The sequence below is a fragment of the Propionicimonas sp. T2.31MG-18 genome (genome assembly GCF_964266745.1).
Classification (GTDB): Bacteria; Actinomycetota; Actinomycetes; order Propionibacteriales; family Propionibacteriaceae; genus Propionicimonas.
Genome location: NZ_CAXWGX010000001.1, coordinates 525,074 through 548,025, shown reverse-complemented (window position 1 = coordinate 548,025; position 22,952 = coordinate 525,074). Strand labels below are relative to the sequence as shown.

18 protein-coding genes are annotated in these 22,952 nt (G+C 73.2%); 10 read left to right on the top strand and 8 right to left on the bottom strand.

Annotated elements, in window-relative coordinates; all coding sequences use genetic code 11:
* Positions 1-18: 18 nt before the first annotated feature.
* Positions 19-1,926 (bottom strand): BglG family transcription antiterminator, encoded by a 1,908-nt coding sequence (locus tag ACFQQJ_RS02295; protein ID WP_377103655.1) that lies wholly within the window; start codon positions 1,924-1,926, stop codon positions 19-21.
* Between the two features lie 236 nt (positions 1,927-2,162).
* Between ACFQQJ_RS02295 and ACFQQJ_RS02290 the strand changes: the two genes are divergently transcribed.
* Genes ACFQQJ_RS02290 through ACFQQJ_RS02280 form a run of 3 tightly spaced genes read left to right on the top strand, consistent with a single transcriptional unit; the run spans position 2,163 to position 4,415 of the window.
* Positions 2,163-2,438, top strand: coding sequence for a PTS galactitol transporter subunit IIB (locus tag ACFQQJ_RS02290; RefSeq protein WP_377103653.1), 276 nt, complete (start codon positions 2,163-2,165; stop codon positions 2,436-2,438).
* A 48-nt stretch (positions 2,439-2,486) separates the two neighbouring features.
* Positions 2,487-3,893 (top strand): PTS galactitol transporter subunit IIC, encoded by a 1,407-nt coding sequence (locus tag ACFQQJ_RS02285; protein WP_377103651.1) that lies wholly within the window; start codon positions 2,487-2,489, stop codon positions 3,891-3,893.
* A 36-nt stretch (positions 3,894-3,929) separates the two neighbouring features.
* A complete protein-coding gene (locus ACFQQJ_RS02280; protein ID WP_377103649.1) occupies positions 3,930-4,415 on the top strand; it encodes a PTS sugar transporter subunit IIA in 486 nt (161 codons plus the stop codon).
* A 26-nt stretch (positions 4,416-4,441) separates the two neighbouring features.
* On the opposite strand, the gene ACFQQJ_RS02275 is transcribed toward ACFQQJ_RS02280, so the two are convergent.
* From ACFQQJ_RS02275 to ACFQQJ_RS02250, 6 genes are all read right to left on the bottom strand, one after another.
* Entirely contained in the window at positions 4,442-5,620 is a 1,179-nt protein-coding gene (locus ACFQQJ_RS02275; RefSeq protein WP_377103647.1) for a YibE/F family protein, read from the bottom strand.
* Positions 5,621-5,671: 51 nt separating this feature from the next.
* Positions 5,672-6,946 (bottom strand): NAD(P)-binding domain-containing protein, encoded by a 1,275-nt coding sequence (locus ACFQQJ_RS02270; protein WP_377103645.1) that lies wholly within the window; start codon positions 6,944-6,946, stop codon positions 5,672-5,674.
* Between the two features lie 45 nt (positions 6,947-6,991).
* Entirely contained in the window at positions 6,992-9,181 is a 2,190-nt protein-coding gene (gene helR, locus ACFQQJ_RS02265) for an RNA polymerase recycling motor ATPase HelR (protein ID WP_377103643.1), read from the bottom strand.
* Between the two features lie 200 nt (positions 9,182-9,381).
* Positions 9,382-9,963 carry an RNA polymerase sigma factor gene (locus tag ACFQQJ_RS02260; RefSeq protein ID WP_377103641.1) on the bottom strand — a complete coding sequence of 194 codons (582 nt, stop codon included), beginning with the start codon at positions 9,961-9,963 and terminating at the stop codon, positions 9,382-9,384.
* Positions 9,964-10,083: 120 nt separating this feature from the next.
* The gene (locus ACFQQJ_RS02255) at positions 10,084-10,569 is read right to left on the bottom strand and encodes a hypothetical protein (protein WP_377103639.1); all 486 of its coding nucleotides are present in this window, start codon (positions 10,567-10,569) and stop codon (positions 10,084-10,086) included.
* Positions 10,570-10,868: 299 nt separating this feature from the next.
* The gene (locus tag ACFQQJ_RS02250) at positions 10,869-12,776 is read right to left on the bottom strand and encodes a heavy metal translocating P-type ATPase (RefSeq protein ID WP_377103637.1); all 1,908 of its coding nucleotides are present in this window, start codon (positions 12,774-12,776) and stop codon (positions 10,869-10,871) included.
* 156 nt (positions 12,777-12,932) lie between these two features.
* Between ACFQQJ_RS02250 and ACFQQJ_RS02245 the strand changes: the two genes are divergently transcribed.
* From ACFQQJ_RS02245 to ACFQQJ_RS02215, 7 genes are all read left to right on the top strand, one after another.
* Complete coding sequence (locus tag ACFQQJ_RS02245; RefSeq protein WP_377103635.1) at positions 12,933-14,903, top strand: LuxR C-terminal-related transcriptional regulator; 1,971 nt, start codon at positions 12,933-12,935, stop codon at positions 14,901-14,903.
* A gap of 50 nt (positions 14,904-14,953) precedes the next feature.
* Positions 14,954-16,195, top strand: coding sequence for an MFS transporter (locus ACFQQJ_RS02240; RefSeq protein WP_377103633.1), 1,242 nt, complete (start codon positions 14,954-14,956; stop codon positions 16,193-16,195).
* A 115-nt stretch (positions 16,196-16,310) separates the two neighbouring features.
* Positions 16,311-16,703: a VOC family protein gene (locus tag ACFQQJ_RS02235; RefSeq protein WP_377103631.1), complete on the top strand. Its 393-nt coding sequence runs from the start codon at positions 16,311-16,313 to the stop codon at positions 16,701-16,703.
* 102 nt (positions 16,704-16,805) lie between these two features.
* The gene (locus ACFQQJ_RS02230) at positions 16,806-18,803 is read left to right on the top strand and encodes a SpoIIE family protein phosphatase (protein WP_377103629.1); all 1,998 of its coding nucleotides are present in this window, start codon (positions 16,806-16,808) and stop codon (positions 18,801-18,803) included.
* Positions 18,800-20,770, top strand: coding sequence for a glycosyltransferase (locus ACFQQJ_RS02225; protein WP_377103627.1), 1,971 nt, complete (start codon positions 18,800-18,802; stop codon positions 20,768-20,770). The genes ACFQQJ_RS02230 and ACFQQJ_RS02225 overlap by 4 nt, the downstream gene beginning before the upstream one ends.
* On the top strand, positions 20,767-21,102 hold the full coding sequence (locus ACFQQJ_RS02220) for an STAS domain-containing protein (RefSeq protein WP_377103625.1): 336 nt from the start codon (positions 20,767-20,769) through the stop codon (positions 21,100-21,102). Before ACFQQJ_RS02225 ends, ACFQQJ_RS02220 begins: the two co-directional genes overlap by 4 nt.
* A complete protein-coding gene (locus ACFQQJ_RS02215) occupies positions 21,077-21,505 on the top strand; it encodes an ATP-binding protein (protein ID WP_377103623.1) in 429 nt (142 codons plus the stop codon). The genes ACFQQJ_RS02220 and ACFQQJ_RS02215 overlap by 26 nt, the downstream gene beginning before the upstream one ends.
* Here ACFQQJ_RS02215 and ACFQQJ_RS02210 read toward each other — a convergent pair.
* Positions 21,502-22,944 carry a DEAD/DEAH box helicase gene (locus ACFQQJ_RS02210; protein WP_377103621.1) on the bottom strand — a complete coding sequence of 481 codons (1,443 nt, stop codon included), beginning with the start codon at positions 22,942-22,944 and terminating at the stop codon, positions 21,502-21,504. The two genes, ACFQQJ_RS02215 and ACFQQJ_RS02210, sit on opposite strands and share 4 nt — an antisense overlap.
* Positions 22,945-22,952 lie beyond the last annotated feature (8 nt).

The following is a 22,952-nucleotide window of genomic DNA, read 5'->3' as shown; positions in this document are numbered from 1 at the left end:
CGGCGGCGTCCGGACGGCCTAGGCGGGACGGCGGGGACGCGACAGCTGCGCGGCCAGGTACTCCCGGAAGGCCGGGAAGTCCCTCTTGGATCGCAGCTCGGAGAACAGCTCGGGGTCGCACAGGAGCTGCACGAGCTGCTCGTAGAACCAGGTGAAGTCGATGTAGTCGTCCTGGTTGAGCGCCAGCATCAGCACCATGACCACGTCGGTCTCGCCCCAGCGGATGGGCGCCGGGGGGATCAGGACGGCGATCGTGGTCTGGTGGGCGATGAAGTCCATGGAGTGCGGGACGGCGAACCGGTAGGCGAAGGCGGTCGAGGAGTAGTCCTCACGCACCCGGACGCTGGCCGTGTAGGACGCCGGCACCCTGCCCGCAGCGATCATCTCCGCGCACAGGAAGTCGATGGTCTCCGCGGACCCCTTGAACTGCGCGTCGACGAAGAACAGGCGGGGGTCGAGGAAGCGTGCCAGGGCCGAGCCCGCCCGGTGCCGAAGGCGCTCGTCGCGGATCCGGGCAACCTCTGCGCGCACCGAGTCCAGGTCCATCTCCGAGCACAGCGCACTGATCTCGACGACGGGCCGGGAGGTGTTGCCGCCCCCGGTCGTGGTGACGATCAACTCGCAGTCGGTGGCGTCGGCGGACTGCATCGTGGTGACCACGTCGACGATCGACAGCTTCTCGCCGAGGTGCTCGACGAAGCGGGAGAGGAGCCACTCGCGCAGCGTCTGGTACCGCGGGCAGACGATCGTCGCGCGGACGGTGTCCGGCGCCTCGTCCCCGGTGTCGGTGTACAGCCCGAGGTAGATCGCGAACAGGCTGATCTCGTCGTCGGTGACCCAGACCTCCAGCGCGCTCGAGATCTTGTGGGCCAGGTACACCGCCACGTCGTAGAGGTAGGGCGACCGGGTGCGCAGCGACTCGCGCAGGCCGTTGCGGAAGTACACCAGGGTGGCCTTGCGGGCGACCAGGCGGCGCGTGTGCTGGCTGATGCTGGTGACGAGCCGGTCCCGCTGGACCTTCAGGTCGAAGTGGGCGATGCAGTCGTCCACGGCGTCGCCCACGACCTCGCCGATGACGTCGTCCTGCCCGTCGTCGTCACCGGGCTCGTCGGACGCGGCGTTGGCGAGCGCGACACCGACGAGGCGCCGCAGGTAGGCGCGATCGTTCTCGCCGACCGTCCGGGACGGGAACGCCCCGAGCAGCTCTGCGAGGACCGCGTCCGCACGCTCGTCGGGACGCCCGGCGGCACCCTGTCCGGGGAAGGGGCCCATCGGGTGCCCGGAACGCTGGAGGCAGATCGCGAGGTTCACCACGAGGTTCTGCCGCGAGATGTCGTCCAGGGGCTCGTCCCAGCCCTGGAGCGCCTTCTCGATCGCGGCGTCGACGGCGTCCAGCTCGATGTCGGGCAGGAGGCGCCGCAGACGCCACTGGCTGCCGATCGCCACGTTGGTGGCCTCCCGCACCAGGCCGCCGAGGACGCGTCGTCGGTCCAGCTCGGAGCCCTCGACACTGATCCTCGCGCCGGAGTGCACGAGGGTGAGCCCGTGGGCCTCCAGGCGCGGGGCCAGGCGCGCCGTGGCCGACCGGACGGCCGATTCGCTGACGAAGCAGTCCCTGGCGATGTCGTACACGTCGCACTGCTCGTGGTCGAGCAGGTACACCAGGAGCCGCTCGTCGTCGCCCAGCGCACTGGTGACGGGGAGCTCCTGGCTGAGCGCCTGCCGGTAGGAGGCGAGGTTGAGGGAGTAGCCGGCGGCGTCCGACTCGACGAGGGGGACGCCCCGCGTCCGGTTGATCCGCCCGATGTCGTAGCGCAGCGTGCGCGGGCTCACGCCGAGGAGGTCGGCGAGGTGTGCACCCACCATCGGGCGCCCCGCCTCCCTCAGGACCTCGAGCATCAGCGACTCGCGCTCAGAGAAACCCACGACGTCGTGTTCCTCCTCCCGGCCACCGGTCGGCCGCGGTCCTCCGCGGCAGGCGGGCGCGGCGGGCCGACCAGTTCGGCACGGGGCCCATCGTCCATGACCCTCGCGGCCCGTGCAACCGCGGCGTTGCCAGCCCCCCGGCAAGCCCGGCTTGCCGCCCCGGCGGCAATTCCGTGTTTGCCGGGCGCCCTGACAAGGCACGACGATCGATGTGGCGTGCAGAGAGAGGAAGACCGATGAAGCGCGTACTCATCATCTGCGGCACCGGGATCGCCACGTCCACCGTGGTGGCCATCAAGGTCCGCGAGCACCTGGCAGCAGCGGGCATCGAGGCGATCGTCGACCAGGGCAAGGTGATGGACCTGCTGAGGGGCGACGTCGACGCCGACCTGATCGTCGCGACCACCGACGTGCCCTCGACCGTGACGGTGCCCGTCGTGGCCGCGCTCCCCCTCCTCATCGGGATGGGGGAGGAGCGGGTCTTCGAGGAGATCGACCAGCACCTGAGCTGACCGCCGGCGGACGCCGGATGCCGTAGCACACCTCAAAGGAGAGAGTTCATGCAGGAAGTCCTTGCTGCGATCTCGCAGTACATCACCACCCTCGGACCCACCGTGGTCCTCCCGATCATCATCACCATCTTCGGCCTGGTCCTCGGGCTGTCGTTCAGCAAGGCCTTCCGGGCCGGCGTCACGATCGGCGTCGGCTTCATCGGCATCAACCTGGTCATCGGCCTGCTCGGTGGCCAGGTGGGCCCGGCGGCCAAGGCGATGGCCGAGAACTTCGGCGTCCACCTCTCGACCGTGGACGTCGGCTGGCCGTCGTCGGCCGCCATCGCGTTCGGCTCGTCCATCGGCGCGGTGATCATCCCGCTCGGCCTGGTTGTGAACGTGGTCCTGCTCTTCACCGGCCTCACCCGGACGCTCGACATCGACCTGTGGAACTACTGGCACTCCGCGCTGATCGGCGCCCTCGTCGCCGCCCTCACCGGCGACTTCTGGCTCGGCATCCTCGCCGCAGCGATCCACCTCGCGATCATCCTCGCGATGGCCGACATCACCGCGCCCGTGGTCCAGAAGTACTTCAAGCTGCCCGACATCTCGTTCCCGCACGGCACCTCGGCGGCCTACGGCCTGCTCGCCATGCCCCTGGACTGGGTGTTCGAGCGCATCCCCGGCCTGAACAAGCTGGACGCGACGCCCGAGGGCATCCAGAAGCGGTTCGGCCTGTTCGGCGAGACCCTGATGCTCGGCCTGCTGCTCGGCCTCGTGATCGGCGTGCTCGCGTTCCCGTTCAGGAACCCCGCCACCGACATCGTCTCCATCCTCACCCTCGCGATGTCGCTCGCGGCGGCCATGTTCCTGCTGCCCCGCATGGTCGGCATCCTCATGGAGGGCCTGATGCCGATCTCCGAGGCCGCCCGCACGTTCGTCCAGAAGCGCTTCCCGGGACGCCAGTTCTACATCGGCCTCGACTCCGCGGTCGCCGTCGGGCAGCCCGCCGTGATCGCGACGTCGCTGATCCTCGTCCCGGTCACCCTGCTGCTCGCCCTCGCCCTCGCCCCGCTCGGCAACCAGGTCCTGCCGCTGGTCGACCTGGCCACCATCCCGTTCATCGTCGCCATCATGGTGGCCGTGTTCCGCGGGAACATCGTGCGCTCGATCATCGGCGGCGGCATCCTGATCGGCATGGGCCTGTTCATCGCCACCTGGATCGCCCCGGCGTTCACCAAGGTCGCGGTGGCCTCCGGGTTCGAGCTGGGCGAAGGCCAGACCGTCATCTCCTCGCTCGTCGACGGCGCGAACCCGCTCACCGGCCTGTTCATGTGGGCCTCGAGCGGCGGTGCCGCCGGCATCGTCGCGATCTCGGTGGCCGGCCTCGGGTTCGTCGTCGGGACGAAGGTCGTGCTCGACCGCCGCGCCCGCGCGCAGGCCGCGCAGCGGGAGGTCGCGGATGCTGCGGCCTGATCCTCACCGGGCACGCGCCGACCGGACGGCGGTGCGATGACCCCGGTCGGAGGCCTGGAGCTGCTCCCGGGTTGCGCGCTGCACCGTGTGGCCGCGCGCGACCGGGAGCATCTCCTCACGCTCATGGGGACGGCCGTGGTCGAGAACGGCCACGGCCACCCGTCCCTCGTCGAGGCGCTCCTCGAGCGTGAGCGGCGGTTCCCCACCGGCCTGCCCACCCCGGTGCCCTCCGCGATCCCGCACACCGACGCGGTCCACGTCCTGCACTCGGGGCTCGCCGTCGCGACCCTCGAGGAGCCGGTGGCGTTCGGCCGCATGGGCGGGACGGGGGAGGAGCTGGACGCGCAGGTCGTCGTCCTGCTGTGCATCACCCGCCCCGACGAGCAGGTCGGGGCGCTGCAGCTGGTCCTGGCCCGCCTCGGCGACGCCGCGCCGGTGCAGGCTGTCGTGGACCACGCCGACCCGTCGACCTTCGGGGAGGTCGTCCGCGCCTGGCTGTCCGGCCAGGGCTCCGCGTCCTGAGCCCCTGCGGGCGCGCCGGACTCCGGTCAGTCCGCCGAGTCCGCCGCCACGGCTCGCCGGGCAGGCCCGCCGGGTCCCGTCCTCCGCGGGGCGGCGAGCCAGGCGGCCAGCGCGGTGGTCACCGGGATCGTCACGACCAGGCTGATGGACGCCACCAGGGTGGCGACGACCTCCTGGGCGATCGTGTTGAACGTGAACAACTCCAGGATCGTGAAGTCCAGCCGCGAGGCGAGCAGCAGCAGCGCGAGCGCCGTGCCGACGTAGGCGAAGGCGATCGTGTAGACGGTGGAGGCGATGTGGTCGCGGCCGATGCGCATGGCCTGGCCGAAGACCGTTGACCGGGACGCGCCGGGAACCGCCCGCCGCAGCTCCCACACCGCGGACGCCTGGGTGATGGTCACGTCGTTCAGCACGCCGACCCCGGCCAGCACCATGCCGCACAGCAGGATCCCCCGGACGTCGATCCCCGGGAACTGGTACGGCAGCTGCCCCATCACCTCGTCCTGCCGGGGGGTGAGGCTCGTCGCGGGGATCGCCCACCACGCGAGGGCGGCCACCACGGCGATCCCGGCGAACGTCCCGAGCAGGGCCGTCGTGGTCTTCACAGAGATGCCGTGCGCGAGGTAGACCACCGCGAACATCACGACCGACGACGTCACAAGGGCCACCAGGAGGGGGTCCCGCCCTGCGGCGAGGGACGGCAGCGTGAAGAGCCACACCATCGACAGCGCGACCGCCAGCCCCGCGAGAGCGGCCACGCCCTTCCAGCCGGCCACGGCGACGACCGCTGCCACGAACAGCACGGCCAGGAACAGCAGCGGGCCGCCCCGCTCGTAGTCGAAGAAGGTGCCGCCCGACTGGCCGTCCACCACCATGACCTGCACGCGCTGGCCGACCCGTGCCTCGGCGAGGGGCGCGCTCGGGTCGGCCGGCACGTCGAGCGTGGTGCCGTCGTCGAGCCGGACGACCATGTGGCCGCCCTGCCCGTCGCCGGGGACGAGCTCTGCGATCGTGCCCACGACCAGGGCGGCGTTGTCGTCGATCCAGGGCTGTCGCGGCGGCGCGTCCCTGGGCCACAGCCACGCCACGCCGACGACGGTCGCGATCGCGAGGATGGCCATCACCACGGCCAGGACCCTCGTGACCGCCGGGCTCGCGCCGCTCGGGCCGCCGTGGGAGTGGGCAGTGATCGGGTCCGGTTCCATGCGGAGATTCTCCCCTGCTCCGGGACCGGGCGGCATCCGCTGCCCGGCGACCTAGCCGGACCGGCGCCCCGCGGCAGCCTCCGCCAGGGGCGGCCGCCGCCGCCCATGAACCCGGTCCGCAACGACCGTCGCGATCCGGAGGGCGTCCGCTCCGACGCCGTAGAGGATCCCGGAGCCACGCGTCCGCTGGAAGTGGGTGCCGCAGAAGTACAGGCCGGGAACCGCGGTCGCACCGTCCTCGGTGATGGGGAACCCGAGGTCGTCGAACACCGGCGCGTGGACCCAGCCGGCGAAGCCCGGGCGGTAGCCGGTGGTGAACAGGACGGCGGAGACCTCCGATGTCGACACGGACGCGACGTGTTCCGCGCGGAACGCCGGCGGCGGCTCGAACTCCGGCACGGCCAGGCCCCGCCCGGGCAGGGTCCTCCGCATCAGCTCGCAGAGGTCGGCCCACCGCGCGTCACCGAAGGCGACCGAGGCGGCCAGGTCGTCGGCGAAGCGCAGCTCCGCCTCGTCCGCGGCCACCAGCCGCCCGGCCAGCCGGACCCCCATCGCCTGCAGGGTGCGGTAGTGCAGGTCGTGGCCCCTGTCGCGGCCGGTGGCCTGCGGGTTCGACACCAGGCGCGCGGACGGTGCCGGCAGCGACGACAAGGGCGCGTCCAGGAAGCCCGCCTCGGCCAGCCAATAGAGCGTGTCCCGCCCGTCCAGCCGCCGGGGGATCCATGGCGCGCGCCCGCACGCCAGCACGACGTCCCTGCCCTCGCGGTGCAGTTCCTCGGCCAGTTGGCAGCCGGTCTGCCCACTCCCGACGACCACCACGGTGCCCGGGGCGACATCGTCGGGGCGGCGGTAGTCGACCGCGTCGAGCACCTGGATCGCCGACGGGAGCGCAGCAGCCACGGGACGGTACGGCCGGGAGAAGGAACCCGTGCAGACCACGACGGTCCGCACGGTGACGTCGCCCATCGAGGTGCGCAGCAGGATCCGCGAGTCCTGCGCGGGCTCCAGCCCGGTCACGGACACGCCTTCCAGGACCGGCACGGGACTGCTCGCCGCGTACGCCGCCAGGTGGGCGACCACCTCGTCGCGGCGCAGGAAACCGTCCGGGTCGTCCCCCTGGTAGCCACCCTCCGGCAGACGGATGGTCCAGTTCGGGGTGACGAGGGTGAACGAGTCCCACCGGTGGCGCCAGGCGCTCGCGACCCGGTCCCGTTCGAGGACGACGCAGTCCACGCCCGCGCCGGCGAGCGCCCTGCTCACCGCCAGACCTGCCTGCCCGGCTCCGATCACCACGACGTCCGCGTCGCGGATCACGCTGAGATCCACGTCGGCAGCCTAGGACGGGAGGCCGGCGGGTCGTCAGGGCCCAAACTACCCAGCCGCGGCGGCCCGGACGCGGCCCGCCGCCGGCTGCCCGGCCGGGTGGAGGATCGCCAGCTCGCGGGTGGTGCGGGTCATCGCGACGTAGCGGTCCACCGCGCCCTCCACGCCGTCGCCGAACGAGTCGGGGTCCACCAGCACCACCAGGTCGAACTCCAGCCCCTTGGCCTCCTCGGGGGACAGCGACGCCACCCGGTCGGTCCCGGCGAAGCCGGGGTCGCCGACGACGCAGGCGATCCCGTCGGGGTGGGTGGCCAGCCACCGGTCCACGAGCGGGCGCAGGTCGGCGGTCGAGCCGTGGTGGACGGGCGACCCCGAGGTGCGGATCGAGACCGGCACGTTGGCGTCGGGGAGGACCGACCGGATCACCGGTCCGGCGACCGCCATCACCTCCCGGGGCGTCCGGTAGTTCACGGTGAGGGTCTCGAGGCGTGCCTCGGGCAGCCCGACCCTGGACAGGCGCTCCGTCCAGCTCTCGGGGAAGCCGTGCCGCGCCTGCGCCCGGTCACCCACGACGGTGATGCTGCGCGACGGGCACCGCCGCAGGAGCACCTGCCACTCCGCGTCGGTGAGCTCCTGCGCCTCGTCGACGATCAGGTGGGCGAACGGGCCCGCGAGCGGGTCACCGTCGTCGGCCGGGACCGCCTCGTCATGGACGAGGTCTGCGCGCAGGCTCGCCCTGCGCAGCAGGGGCAGCGGGCTCTCGGGGTCGTCGTCGGCGTCCAGCAGGTCCTGCACCACCTGGTCCATGTAGGAGCGGTCTTCCGCCAGCACCGCCTGTGCCTGCCTCCGGCGCAGCGACCAGCGGGGATCACCCAACCGCGCCCGCACGGCGTCCAGCAGGGGCAGGTCGGCGCTCGTCCACCCCGATCCCTCCGGACGCCGGAGCGCCTGGCGCTCCTCGCCGGAGAGCCACGGCGCGCAGCGCCGCAGGTAGGCGGGCACGGCCCACAGGTCGCCGACGAGGTCGGGGGCCTCGAGGATGGGCCACGTCCGACGGAAGGTGTCGCGGAACTCCTCGTTCGCCGCCAGTGCCTTCCGCAGCACCGGCGGCGGGACGCCCGCGTCGCCGGCGCCGTCGACGGCGATGTCGAGCAGCGCCTCCCAGATCTCGTCGCGGACCTCGTTGTGGGGGCTGCCCGGCTCGACCGCCTCGAACGCCTCCGCCCAGTCCCGGGGGGTGATCCGGACGTCGGCCCAGGCGGTCTCGACCACCATCGTCGCGGTGGGCACCTCCTCGTACAGGGCGACCGCGGGGCCGACGGCGTCCAGCAGCCGAGCCGAAGCCTTCAGCCGCGCGACCTCCGGGTCGGGCTCGGCGACGGCGAGGGCGCCCTCGGGCACGAGGTCACGCAGGGTGCAGGTGCGCACGCCCTCCTCGCCCAGCCCGGGCAGGACGTCGGCGACGTAGCGGAGGTAGTGCTGGTTCGGCCCGACGAAGAGCAGCCCACCGCGGTGGCCGCCCAGGCGTGGGTCGGCGTAGAGCAGGTAGGCGGCACGGTGCAGGGCGACGACAGTCTTCCCGGTGCCGGGCCCCCCGTCGACGACGAGCGCTCCGCCGGAGCCGGCCCGGATGATCGCGTCCTGGTCGGCCTGGATCGTGGCGAGGACGTCGCGCATCCGCGGCGACCTGCTCGCGCCGAGGCTCGCGATGAACGCGGAGTCGTCGTCGAGGGCCACGTCGTCACCCGGGGCGGACGAGCCGAAGGCCTCGTCCCAGTAGTCGACGATCCGCCCGCCGCTCCACCGGTAGCGTCGCCGGCTCGCCAGGCCCAGGGGGTGGGCGCTGGTGGCGGCGAAGAAGGGCTCGGCGGCCGGCGTCCGCCAGTCGACGAGCAGGGGATCGCCGGTGTCGTCGGTAAGTCCCAGCCGGCCGATCCAGAGGGGTTCGCCGCCGTCGGCGGGCACGATCCGGCCCAGGCACAGGTCGACGCCGAACCGGCGGAGCAGGCCCAGCCGGCCGCTCAGCCGGTGGATCTCCAGGTCCCGGTCCATCGCGCCCCGCCCGCGTCCCCCCGGGGCGCGACGCAGGTCGGCCAGGCGCTCGGCCAGCGCGGCCACCTGCCGTTCGACGGTGGCCTGGACCAGCCCGAGGTGTCGTTCGTCTCGCCCGACCAGGCGGGGGGCGGCCTTGGCGGCGAGCCGCTCGGGCAGGGCGAAGACGGTGCTGTGCGGTGTCACGGGACCTCCGGGTCGTCCACGGGTGGAGGCGGCCGGAGGACCGGGTCAGGGCCGGTTCCCCGGCGGCGCCGCCCACGAGTGTGCGCCCGCCGGGGGGCCTTGCGGCAAGCCCCCTCCTGGGCTATAGCTTGGAGGTGGAGGGACGCGGTGTGGCACGCCCACTCCGCGGCGACACGCCACGCCGGGAACGCCTCCGGCGGTCAGGCGCAGGCGCCCTGCCCCGCCCCCTGGAGCCCGGCCCATCGCCCGGGCAGCGTGCGGCGCAGCGTCCGCAGGGCCCGGTGCTGGAGCACCCGGACGGTGCCCTCCGGCTTGCCGATGATGGCCGCGGTCTCCTCGCTCGAGAACTGGTGCACGTAGCGCAGCATCAGGACGGCGCGCTGGTCGGGGCTCAGCGTGGACAGGATCTCCTCCACCGCAGCGCGCTGGAGCGTCGCGGGTTCCTGCGCCGGCGCGGGCGCGAGCCGGTCGGCCGCCACCGAGACGTCCTCGCCGGCCTTGGCCGGGCGCCGCTGGTCCTTGCGCCAGGCGTCGATCAGGCGGCTGCGGGCGATCGTGAAGGCCCACGTCCGGAAGGCGGGCTCGTCGCCGTGGAAGCCGCCGAGCTGCCGCACGATCTGGATGAACACCTCACCCAGGCAGTCCTCGGGATCGGCCGCTCCCTGACCGGTCAGGAAACGGAGCAGGCCCGGGGCCAGGTCGCGGTAGACCTCGGCCCACGCCCACTCCGCCCCGCCGGCCGCAGCCGCGAGGACCTCGGGGAAACGCTCGCCGAGTGGCATGGGGTGAATGCTCCCGGCTAGCGGGACCGGCGCGGAAGTACCCGCGCGGGGACTGGGACTCCGGACGCGGCGGCGCCGGCCGGCACGAGGGGCCGTCCGGGCGTCGCCGCGCGGGGGCGCTCAGTCCTCGGAGTCGTCGTCGCCACCGTCGTCGCCATCGTCCTCGCCGCCGTCGTGGTGGCCGGCATCGCTGCGGGGCTGGTCGTCGGACTCGTCGTCGGCCTCGTCGGCCTCGTCCTCGTCACCCTCGTCCTCGTCGTGGCTCGAGGTCGCCTTGTCGTCGTCCTCGTCGTCCCCGTCGTCGGAGCGGGAGTGGGTGCCCTCGGACTCGTCGTCGTCGTGGGTCGAGGTCGGGGTGGCCGTCGGCGTCGGGTCGTCCGCGTCCTCGCCCTGGTCGTCCCCGTCCTCGGTCGGCGTGGGCTCCGGGGTGGCGACCGACGGCGCGGGATCCACCGCGGGAGCGGTGGTCGCGGTGGGCAGCAGCGTGGCGAGCGGCCCGCCGCCGAGAGCGCTCGCCGCACCGACGCCGGCGGTCACCGCGAGGAGCGCAGCGACCGCGGAGGCGATGAGCACGCGGGGGGATGCGACAGGGAACCTGTCCTTCATGGTCTTCCTCCTGTGGGTCTGGAGCCCGTCTCCGAGGAGACGCGCTTCCCTCGCTACGGCGGCAAGGTGTGCCGCCTCGTACTGCGAAGTGGGGACGCCGGCGTACGTGGCGTCCACGGCTTCCAGGAAGGCGGAGACCTCCCCCCAGGTCGGGTCATCGTGCGGTACCTCCCGAGCCAGAAGCCGGGATTCCTGCGTCTCGTCGATGCCCATGACCACCTTTCCACCATGGAGAACGACGCCCCGGGCGGTTCTGTTACACCCGGTCGCGTCCTTTTTCCCAGGCGGGACGGCGCCGCTCAGGCGACCAGGTCGGGCTGCGGGACGTCCTCGTGCGCGGGGACGGCGGCGCGGAGCCGGTGGGCCAGTTCGCGCTCGGTGGGTCCGGGGCGGACGGCGCGGAGCGCGGTGAGGATGGCCGCGAGGTCGACGAGTTCCTGGAGCGCCGCGCCGACGATGGCGGGAAGGATGCCCCAGACGGCGACCAGCATGAGGGCGATGCTGATGGCGATGCCGAGCCAGATGGCCTGCAGGGCGATGCGGACGGTGCGCTGGGCGATCGCGATGCTGGTGGCGACGCGGCTGAGGTCGTCGAGCATGATGACGACGTCGGCGGACTCGCTGGCGGCGGTGGCGCCCTTGGCGCCCATGGCGATCCCGACGTCCGCGGCGGCGAGGACGGGGGCGTCGTTGACCCCGTCCCCGACCATCGCGACCGGCCGGACCGGCAGCGAGGCGACGTGGGCGACCTTGTCCGCGGGAAGCAGGCCGGCGCGGACGTCGTCGATGCCGATCTGGTCGGCGATGTGGCGGGCGGTGACGACCGCGTCGCCGGTGAGCATGGCGACGCTGCGCACACCGAGGTGGTGGAGGGCGTGCAGCGTGGCGGGGGCGTTGTTGCGGACCTGGTCGGTGAGCAGGATGCGGCCCAGGTAGCCGTCGGTGGTGCCGAGGTGGATGGCGATGTGGCCGGGCGGGACGGGCGCCTCGGGCGGGGTGTGCCCGGTGGTGCGGGCGACGTGGGTGGCGTTGCCGACGGCGGTGAGCCGGCCGAGGATGGTCGCGGTCATGCCGGCGGCGGTGGTCTCCTCGACACCGGTGGCCGTCGGGATGCGCAGGTGGCGGTGCCGGGCGGCGTTCACGATGGTCTTCGCCAGGACGTGGGCCGAGAAGGTCTCTGCCGCGGCGGCGATGGCGAGCAGGTCGTCGGCACCGGTGCCCGCTGCGGGTTCGACCAGGTCGACGACGGGCTGTCCGTGGGTGAGCGTGCCCGTCTTGTCCAGTGCAACGGTGCGGACGCGGGAAAGGGTCTCCATGACCCCGCCGGACTTGACGATCACGCCGTTGCTGGCCGCGCGGCTCATGCCGGCCAGGAACGCGACCGGGGCGGCGATCAGCAGCGGGCAGGGCGTGGCCACGACGAGGACCTCGGCGAAACGCACCGGGTCGCCGGACAGCCACCACGCGACCCCCGCGATCGCCAGCGACACCAGGGTGAACGGCACCGCGTACCGGTCGGCGAGCCGCACGATGGGCGACTTGCTCTCGGCCGCGGCCTGCACGAGGTCGATGATCTGCTGGTACTGGCTGTCCTTCGCCGGCACGGTGGCCCGCACGAGGGCGACCTTCTGCTGGCTGACGGTGCCGGACAGCACCTGGTCACCGTGCGCGTGCTCCACCGGCAACGGCTCACCGGTGATCGAGGACTCGTCGAAGGAGGCCGCCTCGCCCTCCAGCACCCCGTCCACCGGCACGACCTCGCCGGGACGCACCATCACCAGGTCGCCGGCCACGACCTCGCTGATCGGGACCTCGACGAAGGCCCCGCCGGGGGTGGCGCGGTGGGCGAACCGCGGCGCACGCTCCAGCAGCGCCGACACTTCGCGGTGGGCGCGGGCGTTCGCGTAGTCCTCCAGCGCCTCGCCGCCGGTCAGCATCAGCACCACGATCAACGCGGCCCAGTGGTCCCCGACGAGCACGGTCGCGGTGATCGCAGTCACCGCGAGCACATCCAGCCCGAAGTTCCCGGCCAGCAGGTCGCGCACCATCGACCACGCCTGCCAGGCGGCGACCACCAGCGCGTACCCGCCCACCAGCCAGGCGGACGCGACCGGCTGGCCCAGAGCCAGCAGGAGCAACCCGGTCACACCCACGCCCAGCGTGGCCGCCACCACCGGATAACGACGCACCGCACCGATCACGTTCACCACACAATCATTTCGGAATTCCTCTTTCATTTCCACGAAGGAATGCCTTACCTATTTCATTCGCGCACCGATGGAAATAAGGAATGCCTCACCTCATTCGCGGGCGTGACGCGTGTGTTGCTTGCGCTCACCGGTGGTCTGGGTGAGAGTGGGCGCGTGCCGTCACCCACCTGGCCGGAGATCGCCTCATCCCGGGGGCTGGGACTGTGGCTCGACCGGACGGCGCTGGCCGTGGAGGTCACGCCCGAGGTGCTGGCCGCGGCGGCGGCCACGGCGGGCGAGAGCGTCCCGCCGCGCGGGTGGGGAGGCGTGATCGATCGCCTGGCGGCGTCCGGACTGGGGTCTCCCGGCGCGCCGGCGGGCACCACCCTGCGCCTCGACCCGGCCGTCCAGGACGCGATGGTCGCCGCGCTGGAAGAGCGTCCCGGCGGCGTGGACGCCGTGCGGGCCGACCTCGTCCGTGCCGGGGTCTCCGCCGGGCTGACCGGCCTGGCCGGGCAGTTGGCGGTGTGGGCGCGGGAGGCCTCGGACTGGGAGGCGCTGGAACGGGTCTGGTTGCGGTTCCCGCCCCGCTCGCTGTTCACCTCGCCGCTCGCCGAACGCGCTCTGGGCGACCTCCCGGAGGGCGTGCGGGCCGAGCGGCCCGTGCTGGGCCAGGCGGCGGCGTTCTGCGCGTCCGCCGGGCACGGCGGGGTGGACGCGGAACTGGACGCCAAGGTGCGCTGCGTCATCGCCGACGGGTGGGCGTTCCACGGCCAGTGGCGACGGCGCGGAACCGTCGACGACGCGGTCGCAGCGGGGGCGATGAGGCTCTTCGCCGAGATGAGCATGGCCGGGTCGCTCCGCGACCCCGGGCTCGACGTGGCGTGGGCCACCGCGCTGGATGTGGAGGACCTCCTGGTGCGGAGCATCCGGGAGGCCACGCCCCCCTCGCCGCTGGTGGCCTCGTTCTTCCATTCCGCGGCCAGCTCCACCGCGGTCCTGCGGCGCGACTGGGACGAGGCCAAGCGCCACGCGCAGCTGGGCATGCACTGGAGCCCCGAGTGCGACGTGTCGGGGTTCATCAGCGCGCTCGCGCTGGCGATCACCGGCCTGATGGTCGGCAGCCCGAAGGAGTACCGGCGGGCGATGCGGTTCGTGGAGGAGCACGGCGACCACCGGTGCCCGGCGGCCGAGTGGGTGCTGCCCATGGCGGCGCTGCCCCGGCTGCTCCAGGACCAGCGCCTCCTGCGCCGCGGCGACCCGGCCGTCCTGCGGTGGGACGGCCCCGGCGCGAGCCCCGTTCTGCGCCGCTTCGGCTACGCGCCGATGCAGCTGTGGGTCGGCAGCTTCTGGAGCATCCTGTGGAGCCAGCCCGAGCGGGCGCTCGCCGAGTTCGACGCGGGTGTCGCGGCCGCCGACGACGCCGGGATGCTGCGCGGCGGCTGGGGCCCCCTCATCCTGCGCGCGCGGGTGGAGCTGCTGCTCAGCCTCGGCGCCGTGAACCGGGCGCGCCGGGGGCTGGCCGACCTCGAGGAGCAGGAGCCCCTGCTGGCCCTCGTGCCCAAGGCACGGCTGAACCTGTTCGCCCGCGACGTGGACGCCGCCGCTGCCGTCGCGGACGAAGGCCTGTACTCGCTCCGCGTCCCGCTGCACGAGCGTGCGCACCTGGAGGTGGTGAAGGCCGCGGCCCGGCTGCTGGGGGAGGCGGACGCGCGCACCGTCGACGCCCTCGTCGAGGCGGCCTGCCTGGTCTGCCAGGAGGCGAACAGCCTGCTCCCGTTCGCGATGCTGCCCGCCGACCTGCGGGCGCGGCTGCTCGACCACCACGACCCGGGCCACCTCGGCGGCGGGTGCCTGCTGGCCGGGGCGGTCGCGGACGGCGCCTTCGATGCGCTCGTCGACAAGCGCTGGTGGGGCAACTTCCCGGTCCACCTGACGCCGAGGGAGCAGGCGCTGCTCCACCGCCTGGCCGAAGGGCTCTCCCTCGCGGAGATCGCGACGGCGGACTTCGTCTCGGTCAACACCCTGCGCAAGCAGGAGGCCGAACTGCGGCGCAAGTTGGACGTCCACGGGCGCAACGACCTGCTCTCCCGCGCCTTCGAGGTGGGGCTGCTCGCCGCGTCCGACCTCCGGCACGAGCGCTGAGGCACGCGTCCCGGGGTGCCTTCGTCAGGAGCCCGGGTTAGCCTTGCCCGATGAGCGGGGGTGCGAGGGGCGTGCAGCGCCTCTACCTCGTACTCACGCTGCTGACCACGCTCGCCGCGTCCTTCATCTGGGGCGTGAACACGCTCTTCCTGCTCGACGCCGGCCTCACCAACACCGAGGCGTTCGTCGCGAACGCCTTCTACACCCTCGGGATGGTCGTCTTCGAGGTGCCGACCGGCGTGGTCGCCGACACCCGTGGCCGCCGCTACTCGTTCCTGCTCGGCACCGCGATGCTGCTGGCCTCCACCCTGCTCTACCTGCTGATGTGGGACCTGCGGGCCCCCCTGTGGGGCTGGGCGGTGTCGTCGCTGCTGATCGGCCTGGGCTTCACCTTCTTCTCCGGCGCCACCGAGGCCTGGCTGGTGGACGCGCTGCACGCCCACGGCGTGACCGAGGGCCTGGACCGTGTGTTCGGCCGCGCGCAGGTGGTGGCGGGGGCGGCGATGCTCACCGGTTCCACCCTGGGCGGGGTGGTGGCGCAGGCCACCGACCTCGGCGTGCCCTACCTGGTGCGCGCCGGGCTGCTCGGCGTGACGCTGGTCGTCGCCTGGCGCTTCATGCGCGACCTCGGCTTCACCCGGCACGGCCAGCGGCCGCTGGCCGCCGTCCGCACCGTGCTCGCAGGGGCGGTCGAGGGAGGGTTGCGCAACAGGCCGGTCCGCTGGTTGATGCTCGCCGCGCCTTTCACCGCCGGCACCGGCGTCTACGTGTTCTACGCGCTCCAGCCGTTGCTCCTCCAGCTCTACGGCGACCCGACCGCCTACAGCGTCGCTGGCGTCGCCACGGCGCTGGTGGCGGCCGCCCAGATCGCCGGCGGCCTGCTCGTGCCCCATCTGGGATGGGTGTTCCGGCGCCGCACGGACGCGCTCTTCGCCGCGGGTCTCGTCGGGCTCGGCCTGCTCGCCCTGGTGGGCCTCGTCGGCTCGTTCTGGGCGGCGGTGGGCCTCATCGCCGCATGGTCGCTGGTCACGGCGTTGGCCGCCCCGGCACGGCAGTCCTACATCAACGCCGCCATCCCGTCTGCCCAGCGCGCGACCGTGCTGTCCTTCGACTCGCTGATGGGCTCGGCCGGCGGGGTCGTCGCCCAGCCCGCGCTGGGACGGGTGGCGGACGTGGCCGGCTACCCCGCGTCCCTGGTGGCCTCGGCGGCGATCCAGGCCCTCGCGCTTCCGTTCGTCCTGCTGGCCCGGCGCGAGCGCGCGCCCGGCGACCCGATCGCGCGACGCGACTGACCCCGTCCCGGGGCGGGAGGCCGCTACGCAAGAGGTCGCATTGGCGGCGGGCGGCGCCGCACCTACCGTGAAGTGCCGACCGGACGACGGTCGCCCGGTCCGCGTGGGAGGTGCCATGCTCGCCGACTACGCCCCGGTACCCACGCTCGCGGTCACTGACCTGAAGCGTGCCCGGGACTTCTACGAAGGAGTCCTCGGCTTCCCGGTCCGCTCGGAGGTGCCCGACGGGGTGTTCTACGCCGCCGGATCGGGCTCGTTCTTCGTCTACCCGTCCGCCTACGCCGGCACCAACAAGGCCACGGCCATGTCGATCCAGGTGCCGGTGGCGTCCTTCGACGCTGAGGTGGGCGCACTCCGCAGCAGGGGGGTCTCCTTCCAGACCTTCGAGATGGAGGGCATCACCTGGGACGACGGCGTCGCGACCTTCGGCGACGACCAGTACCGGGCGGTGTGGTTCGACGACCCGGACGGGAACATCCTGAACGTCGAGAGCTGGACCGCCGGCTGACAGGACCCGCGCCTGCGCCACAGGTGAACGGCGTGGTCAGGCGTGTGTTCCATTGTCGTCGATTCCGTCGCGGCCGGCGGCTGTGTGCGCGATGATTCTCCCGTGCTCGTCACCCCCAGAGCTCACCTCCCGGCCACCGTGCGCCGACTCGCGCCGCCGGCGGTCGTCGTGCCCGCGGCCATCCTGCTCGGGATCTTCGCGCTGGGGTGGTTCTCCGTGCTCACCCGGCCGGCCGAGGCGGTGGCCGCGATCTGGTGGCCGGCCTCGGGGCTGGCGCTGGGGCTCGCCGTGCGCACGCCGCGCCGGCACCTGTGGCTCGTCAGCGTGGCGGTCGCGCTCGTGCTCCTGGGCGTGAACCTCGTCCAGTACTCCTCGGTCACCCTCGGTGTCGCCGCGTCGGTGGCAGCCGGCGTGGAGGTGGCGATCGGGGCGATGATCCTGCGCGCCGGCGGGATCGAGTCCCCCGGCCTCGCCTCCTACGCCGACCTCGCGATGCTTCTCCTGGCGGTGATGGCCGCAGCGACCGCCTACGACGTCACGATCGCCGCCACCGCGCTCGCGACCGGGGACGTCCCCGGCGCGGTCGCCCAGCTCTTCTCCGCGGGACCGCGCCGCGCGGCGGGCATGCTGATGGTCGCGCCGCTCTTCCTCCGGCTCCCCGTCGTGTCGCGCCCGGTCCGGAGGGCGCACCTGGCGCTCCAGCTCCTGCTCGCACTCCTGGTCAGCCTGCTGGTGTTCGTGGCGAACCACGATCTCCCGGTCTCCTTCCTGGTGATCGTGCCGCCCGTGTGGGCTGCGCTCACCCTCCCCCTGCGCTGGGTGCTGGTGGAGATGCTCGGGATCGCGGCGGTGGCGTCCTACGGCAGCGCCAGCGGCTCGGGTCCCTTCTCCTTCCCCCGCTTCGGGCCGACCGTCGGCGGGACCCTCCTCCAGGCCTTCGAACTGGCCATGGTCGCCATCGTGCTGGTGATCTCGATCACCGTGCAGCGCGAGCGGGAGGCGACCGAGCGGCTCGTCGCGAGCGAGCAGGTCTACCGCACCAACTTCGAGTCCTCGCTGGCGGGCATGCTCGTGCTCGCCAGGGACGACTCCGGCTGGCTGGTGCAGCGCCACAACGCCGCAGCGGAGAGCCTCCTGCCTGCGCTGGCGGACGGCGAGCGGGCGCTCGAGCGGCTGCTGGGGGTCGTCGCCGCCGCGCGCGCGACCTCCACCGTCCTCGCCGGGCGGTCCGGGCAGCTCGGGCTCGAGCTCGAGGCGGCGGACGGCCGCCAGTTCCAGATGGGCGTCGTGCCGCTCGACCTCGACGCCGGCCCGGGCACGCTGGCCGTCCAGTTCCTCGACGTCTCCGACACCGTCCGGGCGCGCGAGCAGGCGGCGAGGGAACTGGAGCGCGCCGCCGAGGTGCAGCGTGCGCTCTCCCCGGCCGAGCTGCCGTCGCGGGCGGGCTGGGAGCACGGCGCGTCCGCCGTGCCGGCGCGCGAGGTCGGCGGCGACTTCTACGACCTGCGCATCGAGGGACGCTACGCCGTGATGTTCCTCGGTGACGTGATGGGCAAGGGTGTCGGCGCCGGCATCCTCGCCGCGGCGACGCGCACCGCCCTCCGCTCGGTGAACCCCGCCAGCCGGCCGGCGGACGCGCTCGCCGACAGCGCCCGGATCGTCGACTCCGAGCTCGGCCGCAGCAACGCCTTCGTCACCCTCGGCTACGCCACGGTCGACCTCGTCACCGGCGAGGTGCGGCTCGCGGACGCCGGGCACGGGCTCAGTTACGCCGTGCGCGCCGCGGGTACCCGCGTCGAGCGCCTCGCCGGGAACGACCTCCCGGTGGGCCTGGGCGGCGACTGGTCCGAGCAGCGGCTCACCCTCGCCCCGGGCGACTCGCTGCTCATGGTCAGCGACGGCGTGCTCGAAGGGTGGGGAGGATCGGTGCCCGACGTGGAGGCCGCGATCTGCGCGCTGAGGGCAGACCCGGCGCTGGACACCCCCCAGGCGTTCGCCGAGGCGCTGTGCCACGGCTCCGACCCGTCCGCCGAGCCGGTGGACGACGCCACCGCCGTGGTCATCCACCGCGACCTCGTCAGGGAAGGAGAGCGCCGATGACCCCGCCCGGATCGCGCGCCTACAAGGGGGAGGCCGCCGAGACGCGGCGGCTCGCCCTCCTCCGGGTCTGGATCGCCCTGACCATCCTGCTCGGCCTCAACTACGTCGTCTGGCGGTGGTGGGCATCGGTCAACTGGTCGGCCTGGTGGATCTCCGTCCCTCTCGTGCTGGCGGAGACCTACAGCATCATCGACCTGAGCCTCTTCGGGACGACGGTGTGGAGGTCACGCCAGCGGGGCGAGCCGCCGGCCGCCCCCGCCGGGCTCGGCGTCGACGTGTTCATCACCACCTACAACGAGCCGGTCGGGCTGGTGCTCGACACCGCCCGCGCCGCGCGCGACATCACCTACCCGCACCGCACCTGGATCCTCGACGACGGCGACCGGGCCGAACTGAGGGCCGGCGCGGCCCGGCTCGGGGTGGACTACCTCACGCGGGGCGAGGAGTGGGCCGGCAAGCCGCGCCACGCGAAGGCGGGCAACCTGAACAACGCACTCATGCAGACCACCGGCGAGTTCATCCTGGTGCTGGACGCCGACATGGTGCCCTACCCCCACATCCTCGACCGGACGCTCGGCTACTTCGCGCAGGACGAGCGGCTGGCCCTCGTCCAGACCCCGCAGTACTTCAACAACGTCCCCGACGACGACCCGCTCGGCAGCCAGGCGCCCCTGTTCTACGGCCCGATCCAGGAGGGCAAGGACGGGTGGGGCGCATCCTTCTTCTGCGGGTCGAACGCCGTCCTGCGGCGCGAGGCGCTCATGGAACTGGGCATCCTCGGCTACGTCAGCGCGACGGAGAATGCGGTGGTCACCGGTCTGAAGGACGCGCGGGGCATCCTTCGCCGCGCCGCGCGCCGGGCGGTGGCCCCGGCCGAGCGGGCGGCGCTGGTCGCCACCCACGAGGCCGTCGGTGACGCGCTCGCGGCCGTGGGCAACGGCGCGCCCCTGGGTGAGGTCACGTTCGTCCTGGGCGAACGGATCTCCGAGCTGTCCCGTGCGGCGGTCGCCGGCGACCTGGCGGCCATCGCGGCCGACCTCGACGACCTCGGCATCGAGGACCACGGCATCGACGCCGCGTCGGCGACGACCGTCGGCAGTCTCGCCACGCAGGAGCTGAGTCCGCTGAACGCCCTCGACGCCGTGCGCGCCACGATCGACGCCATCGACGTCGGCCGTTCCGACGAGGCCCAGGCCCTGCTGCCGATGGCCACCATCTCGGTGACCGAGGACATGGCGACCTCCATGCGGTTGCACGCGAACGGGTGGAGGAGTGTGTACCACAACGAGATCCTCGTCGAGGGGCTCGCCCCTGAGGGCCTCGCGGCCGCCCTCACCCAGCGCCTGCGCTGGGCACAGGGCACGGTCCAGGTGCTGCTCAGGGAGAACCCGCTCGCGCTGAAGGGGCTGCGCCCGGCGCAGCGGCTGATGTACTTCTCGACGATGTGGAGCTACCTGGCCGGCTTCGCGACCCTGGTCTACCTGGTGGCCCCGGTGCTGTTCCTGACCGCGGGGGTGCTGCCGGTGAACAGCTACGCCGGGCCGTTCTTCTGGCGGTTCCTGCCGTTCATGGTCGCCAACCAGCTCCTGTTCCTGATCGCGTCCCGGGGCCTGCCGACCTGGCGCGGGCAGCAGTACACCATCGCCCTGTTCCCGGTGTGGATCACGGCGTGCGTCACCGCCGCCGCCAATGTCTGGGGCGGACGGCCCCTCAGCTTCGCGGTGACGCCGAAGGACGGCACGCGGTCCGAGCGGCGCCCGCTGCGCGAGGTCAGCTGGCAGATCGTGACCGCCGCGGCCCTGGTGGTCGCGGTGGTGGCCGGAGTCGTCCGGCTCGCCGTGTGGGGCGCCGAGCCTGTCGGCACCCTGGTCAACATCGGCTGGGTCTGCTTCGACCTGGTCGCCATGTCCGTGCTGGTCGGTGCCGTCCGCTACCGGGGGTACCCCGAACACGAGGAGGAGAAGTGACGCAATTCCGCACCGACCCGGTGGGCGAGGACATCGCCGTCATCCGGCCGGACGGCCGGCTCAACATGGTCGCGGCGCCCGAGCTGCGCGACACCGTCACGCGGGCGGTCCAGTCCGGTCGCCCACGGGTGGTGGTCGACCTGTCGGCGGTCGACTTCATGGACTCCTCCGGCCTGGGGGCACTGATCGCCTCGCTCAAGACCGCGCGACAGGCCGGAGGCGACCTGAGGCTCGCCGGGGTGGGCGAGCAGGTCGCCCTCGTCCTCCAGCTGTCGAATGTCGACCGGATCCTGAAGCCGTATGCGAATGCCGATGACGCCTTCCGGAACTAGCTACAGCGCCGTCGTCCACAGCCCGCCGGACACCGTGGACGACGCGCACGACTTCCTCGAGCGCGTCTGGGCCGAGCGCGGTGACGTCAGCGTCCCCGAGCGCATGGTGATGGAGACCGTGCTCAGCGAGCTGGTCACCAACGTGATCCAGAACAACCCGCACCGTCCGGTGTTCTGTGAGGTCGCGCTCACCATCACCGCGGACGAGCTGCGCCTGGAGACCACCGACACCGGGGAACCCCTCCTCGGGCGCCCCGAGCCACGGATGCCCGGGGAGGAGGCTGAGAGCGGCCGGGGCCTCGCCCTGATCGAACTGATGGTCGACGAGCTGACCTACCGCCACGACGCCGCGGGGAACGTCTGGAGTGCGCGGAAGGTCCGCGGGCGACCGCAGGCGGGCTAGGCGCTGCGCCGCCGGCCGCCACCGGTGTGGCGGCGGCTCCGGGTGCCCTGGCGCGAGATCGCCACGACGTTGTCGGCCCGGCCGACCGAGGAGCCCGGGCGGCGCGGCCCACCGGCGGTGGAGCGGCGCCCGTCCGTGGTGCTGCGGGCGGTTCCCGACGACGGACGGGGACGGCGTGCCGGCTGCGACTCGCCCTGGCGTGCCGCGGCGGACGGGGCCTGTCCCGGGTCGACGGCCGCGGCCGGGGCGCCGACGAGGTCGGCCACGCGCTGGTCACCGGCGCGGACGGCGGTCGGCTGGGCGGTGATCTTCGCCGCGCGGGCCAGGCCGGTGAAGTCGCGGCGCTGCTCCGGGAGCACCAGCGTGATCACCTCGCCGTCGTTGCCGGCGCGCGCGGTGCGGCCGGAACGGTGCAGGTAGGCCTTGTGCTCGGCCGGCGGATCGACGTGGACGACGAGGTCGATGCCGTCGACGTGGATCCCTCGCGCCGCGATGTCGGTGGCCACCATGACCTTCACCCGTCCGTCCGCGAAGGCCTTCAGCCCCCGCTCACGGGCGTTCTGGGACAGGTTGCCGTGCAACTCGACCGCGGGGATGCCTCCGGCGGTGAGCTCGCGGGCCAGCTTGCGGGCCTGGTGCTTGGTGCGGGTGAACAGCAGCCGGCGGCTCGAGCCGCCGGCGAGCTGGTGCACCACGCGCCGCTTCTGGGAGGCGTCCTCGACGAGGAACACGTGGTGGGTCATCGCCGCGACCGGCGACTCTGCGGTGTCCACGCTGTGCACCAGCGGGTGTGCGAGGAAGCGGGCCACGAGCTTGTCGACGCCGTGGTCGAGCGTTGCCGAGAACAGCAGGCGCTGCGTACCGGTGGGGGTGGCGGCGAGGATCCGGGTGACGCCGGGCAGGAAGCCCAAGTCGGCCATGTGGTCGGCCTCGTCGATCACGGTGACGGCCACCGCGTCCAGCCGGATCAGCTTCTGGGCCAGGAGGTCCTCCAGGCGGCCGGGCGTGGCCACCACGATGTCGGCCCCGGCGCGGAGCTGGCGCACCTGCCCCGCCTGGCTCACCCCGCCGAAGATCGTCATGGCGGACAGGCCGGCGGCCGAGGCCAGCGGCTCGATCGTGGCGAGGATCTGGCTGGCGAGCTCGCGGGTCGGCGCGAGCACGAGCCCGCGGGGGGCGCCGGGACGACTGGACGGCGCGAGGCCGGAAGCCGACGGCACCAGGCGCGCGATCCGGGCCACCAGCGGCAGCGCGAAGGCGAGGGTCTTGCCGGAGCCGGTGCGTCCGCGTCCCAGGACGTCGCGGCCGGCGAGGGTGTCGGGCAACGTGGCCGACTGGATCGGGAACGGGTCGGTGATGCCGCCGCGGCCGAGGGTCTCGGACAGGCGGGCGGGAACGCCCAGAGACGCGAACGTCACCGGGTCGGGGAGTGCGTGCAACAAAAGGA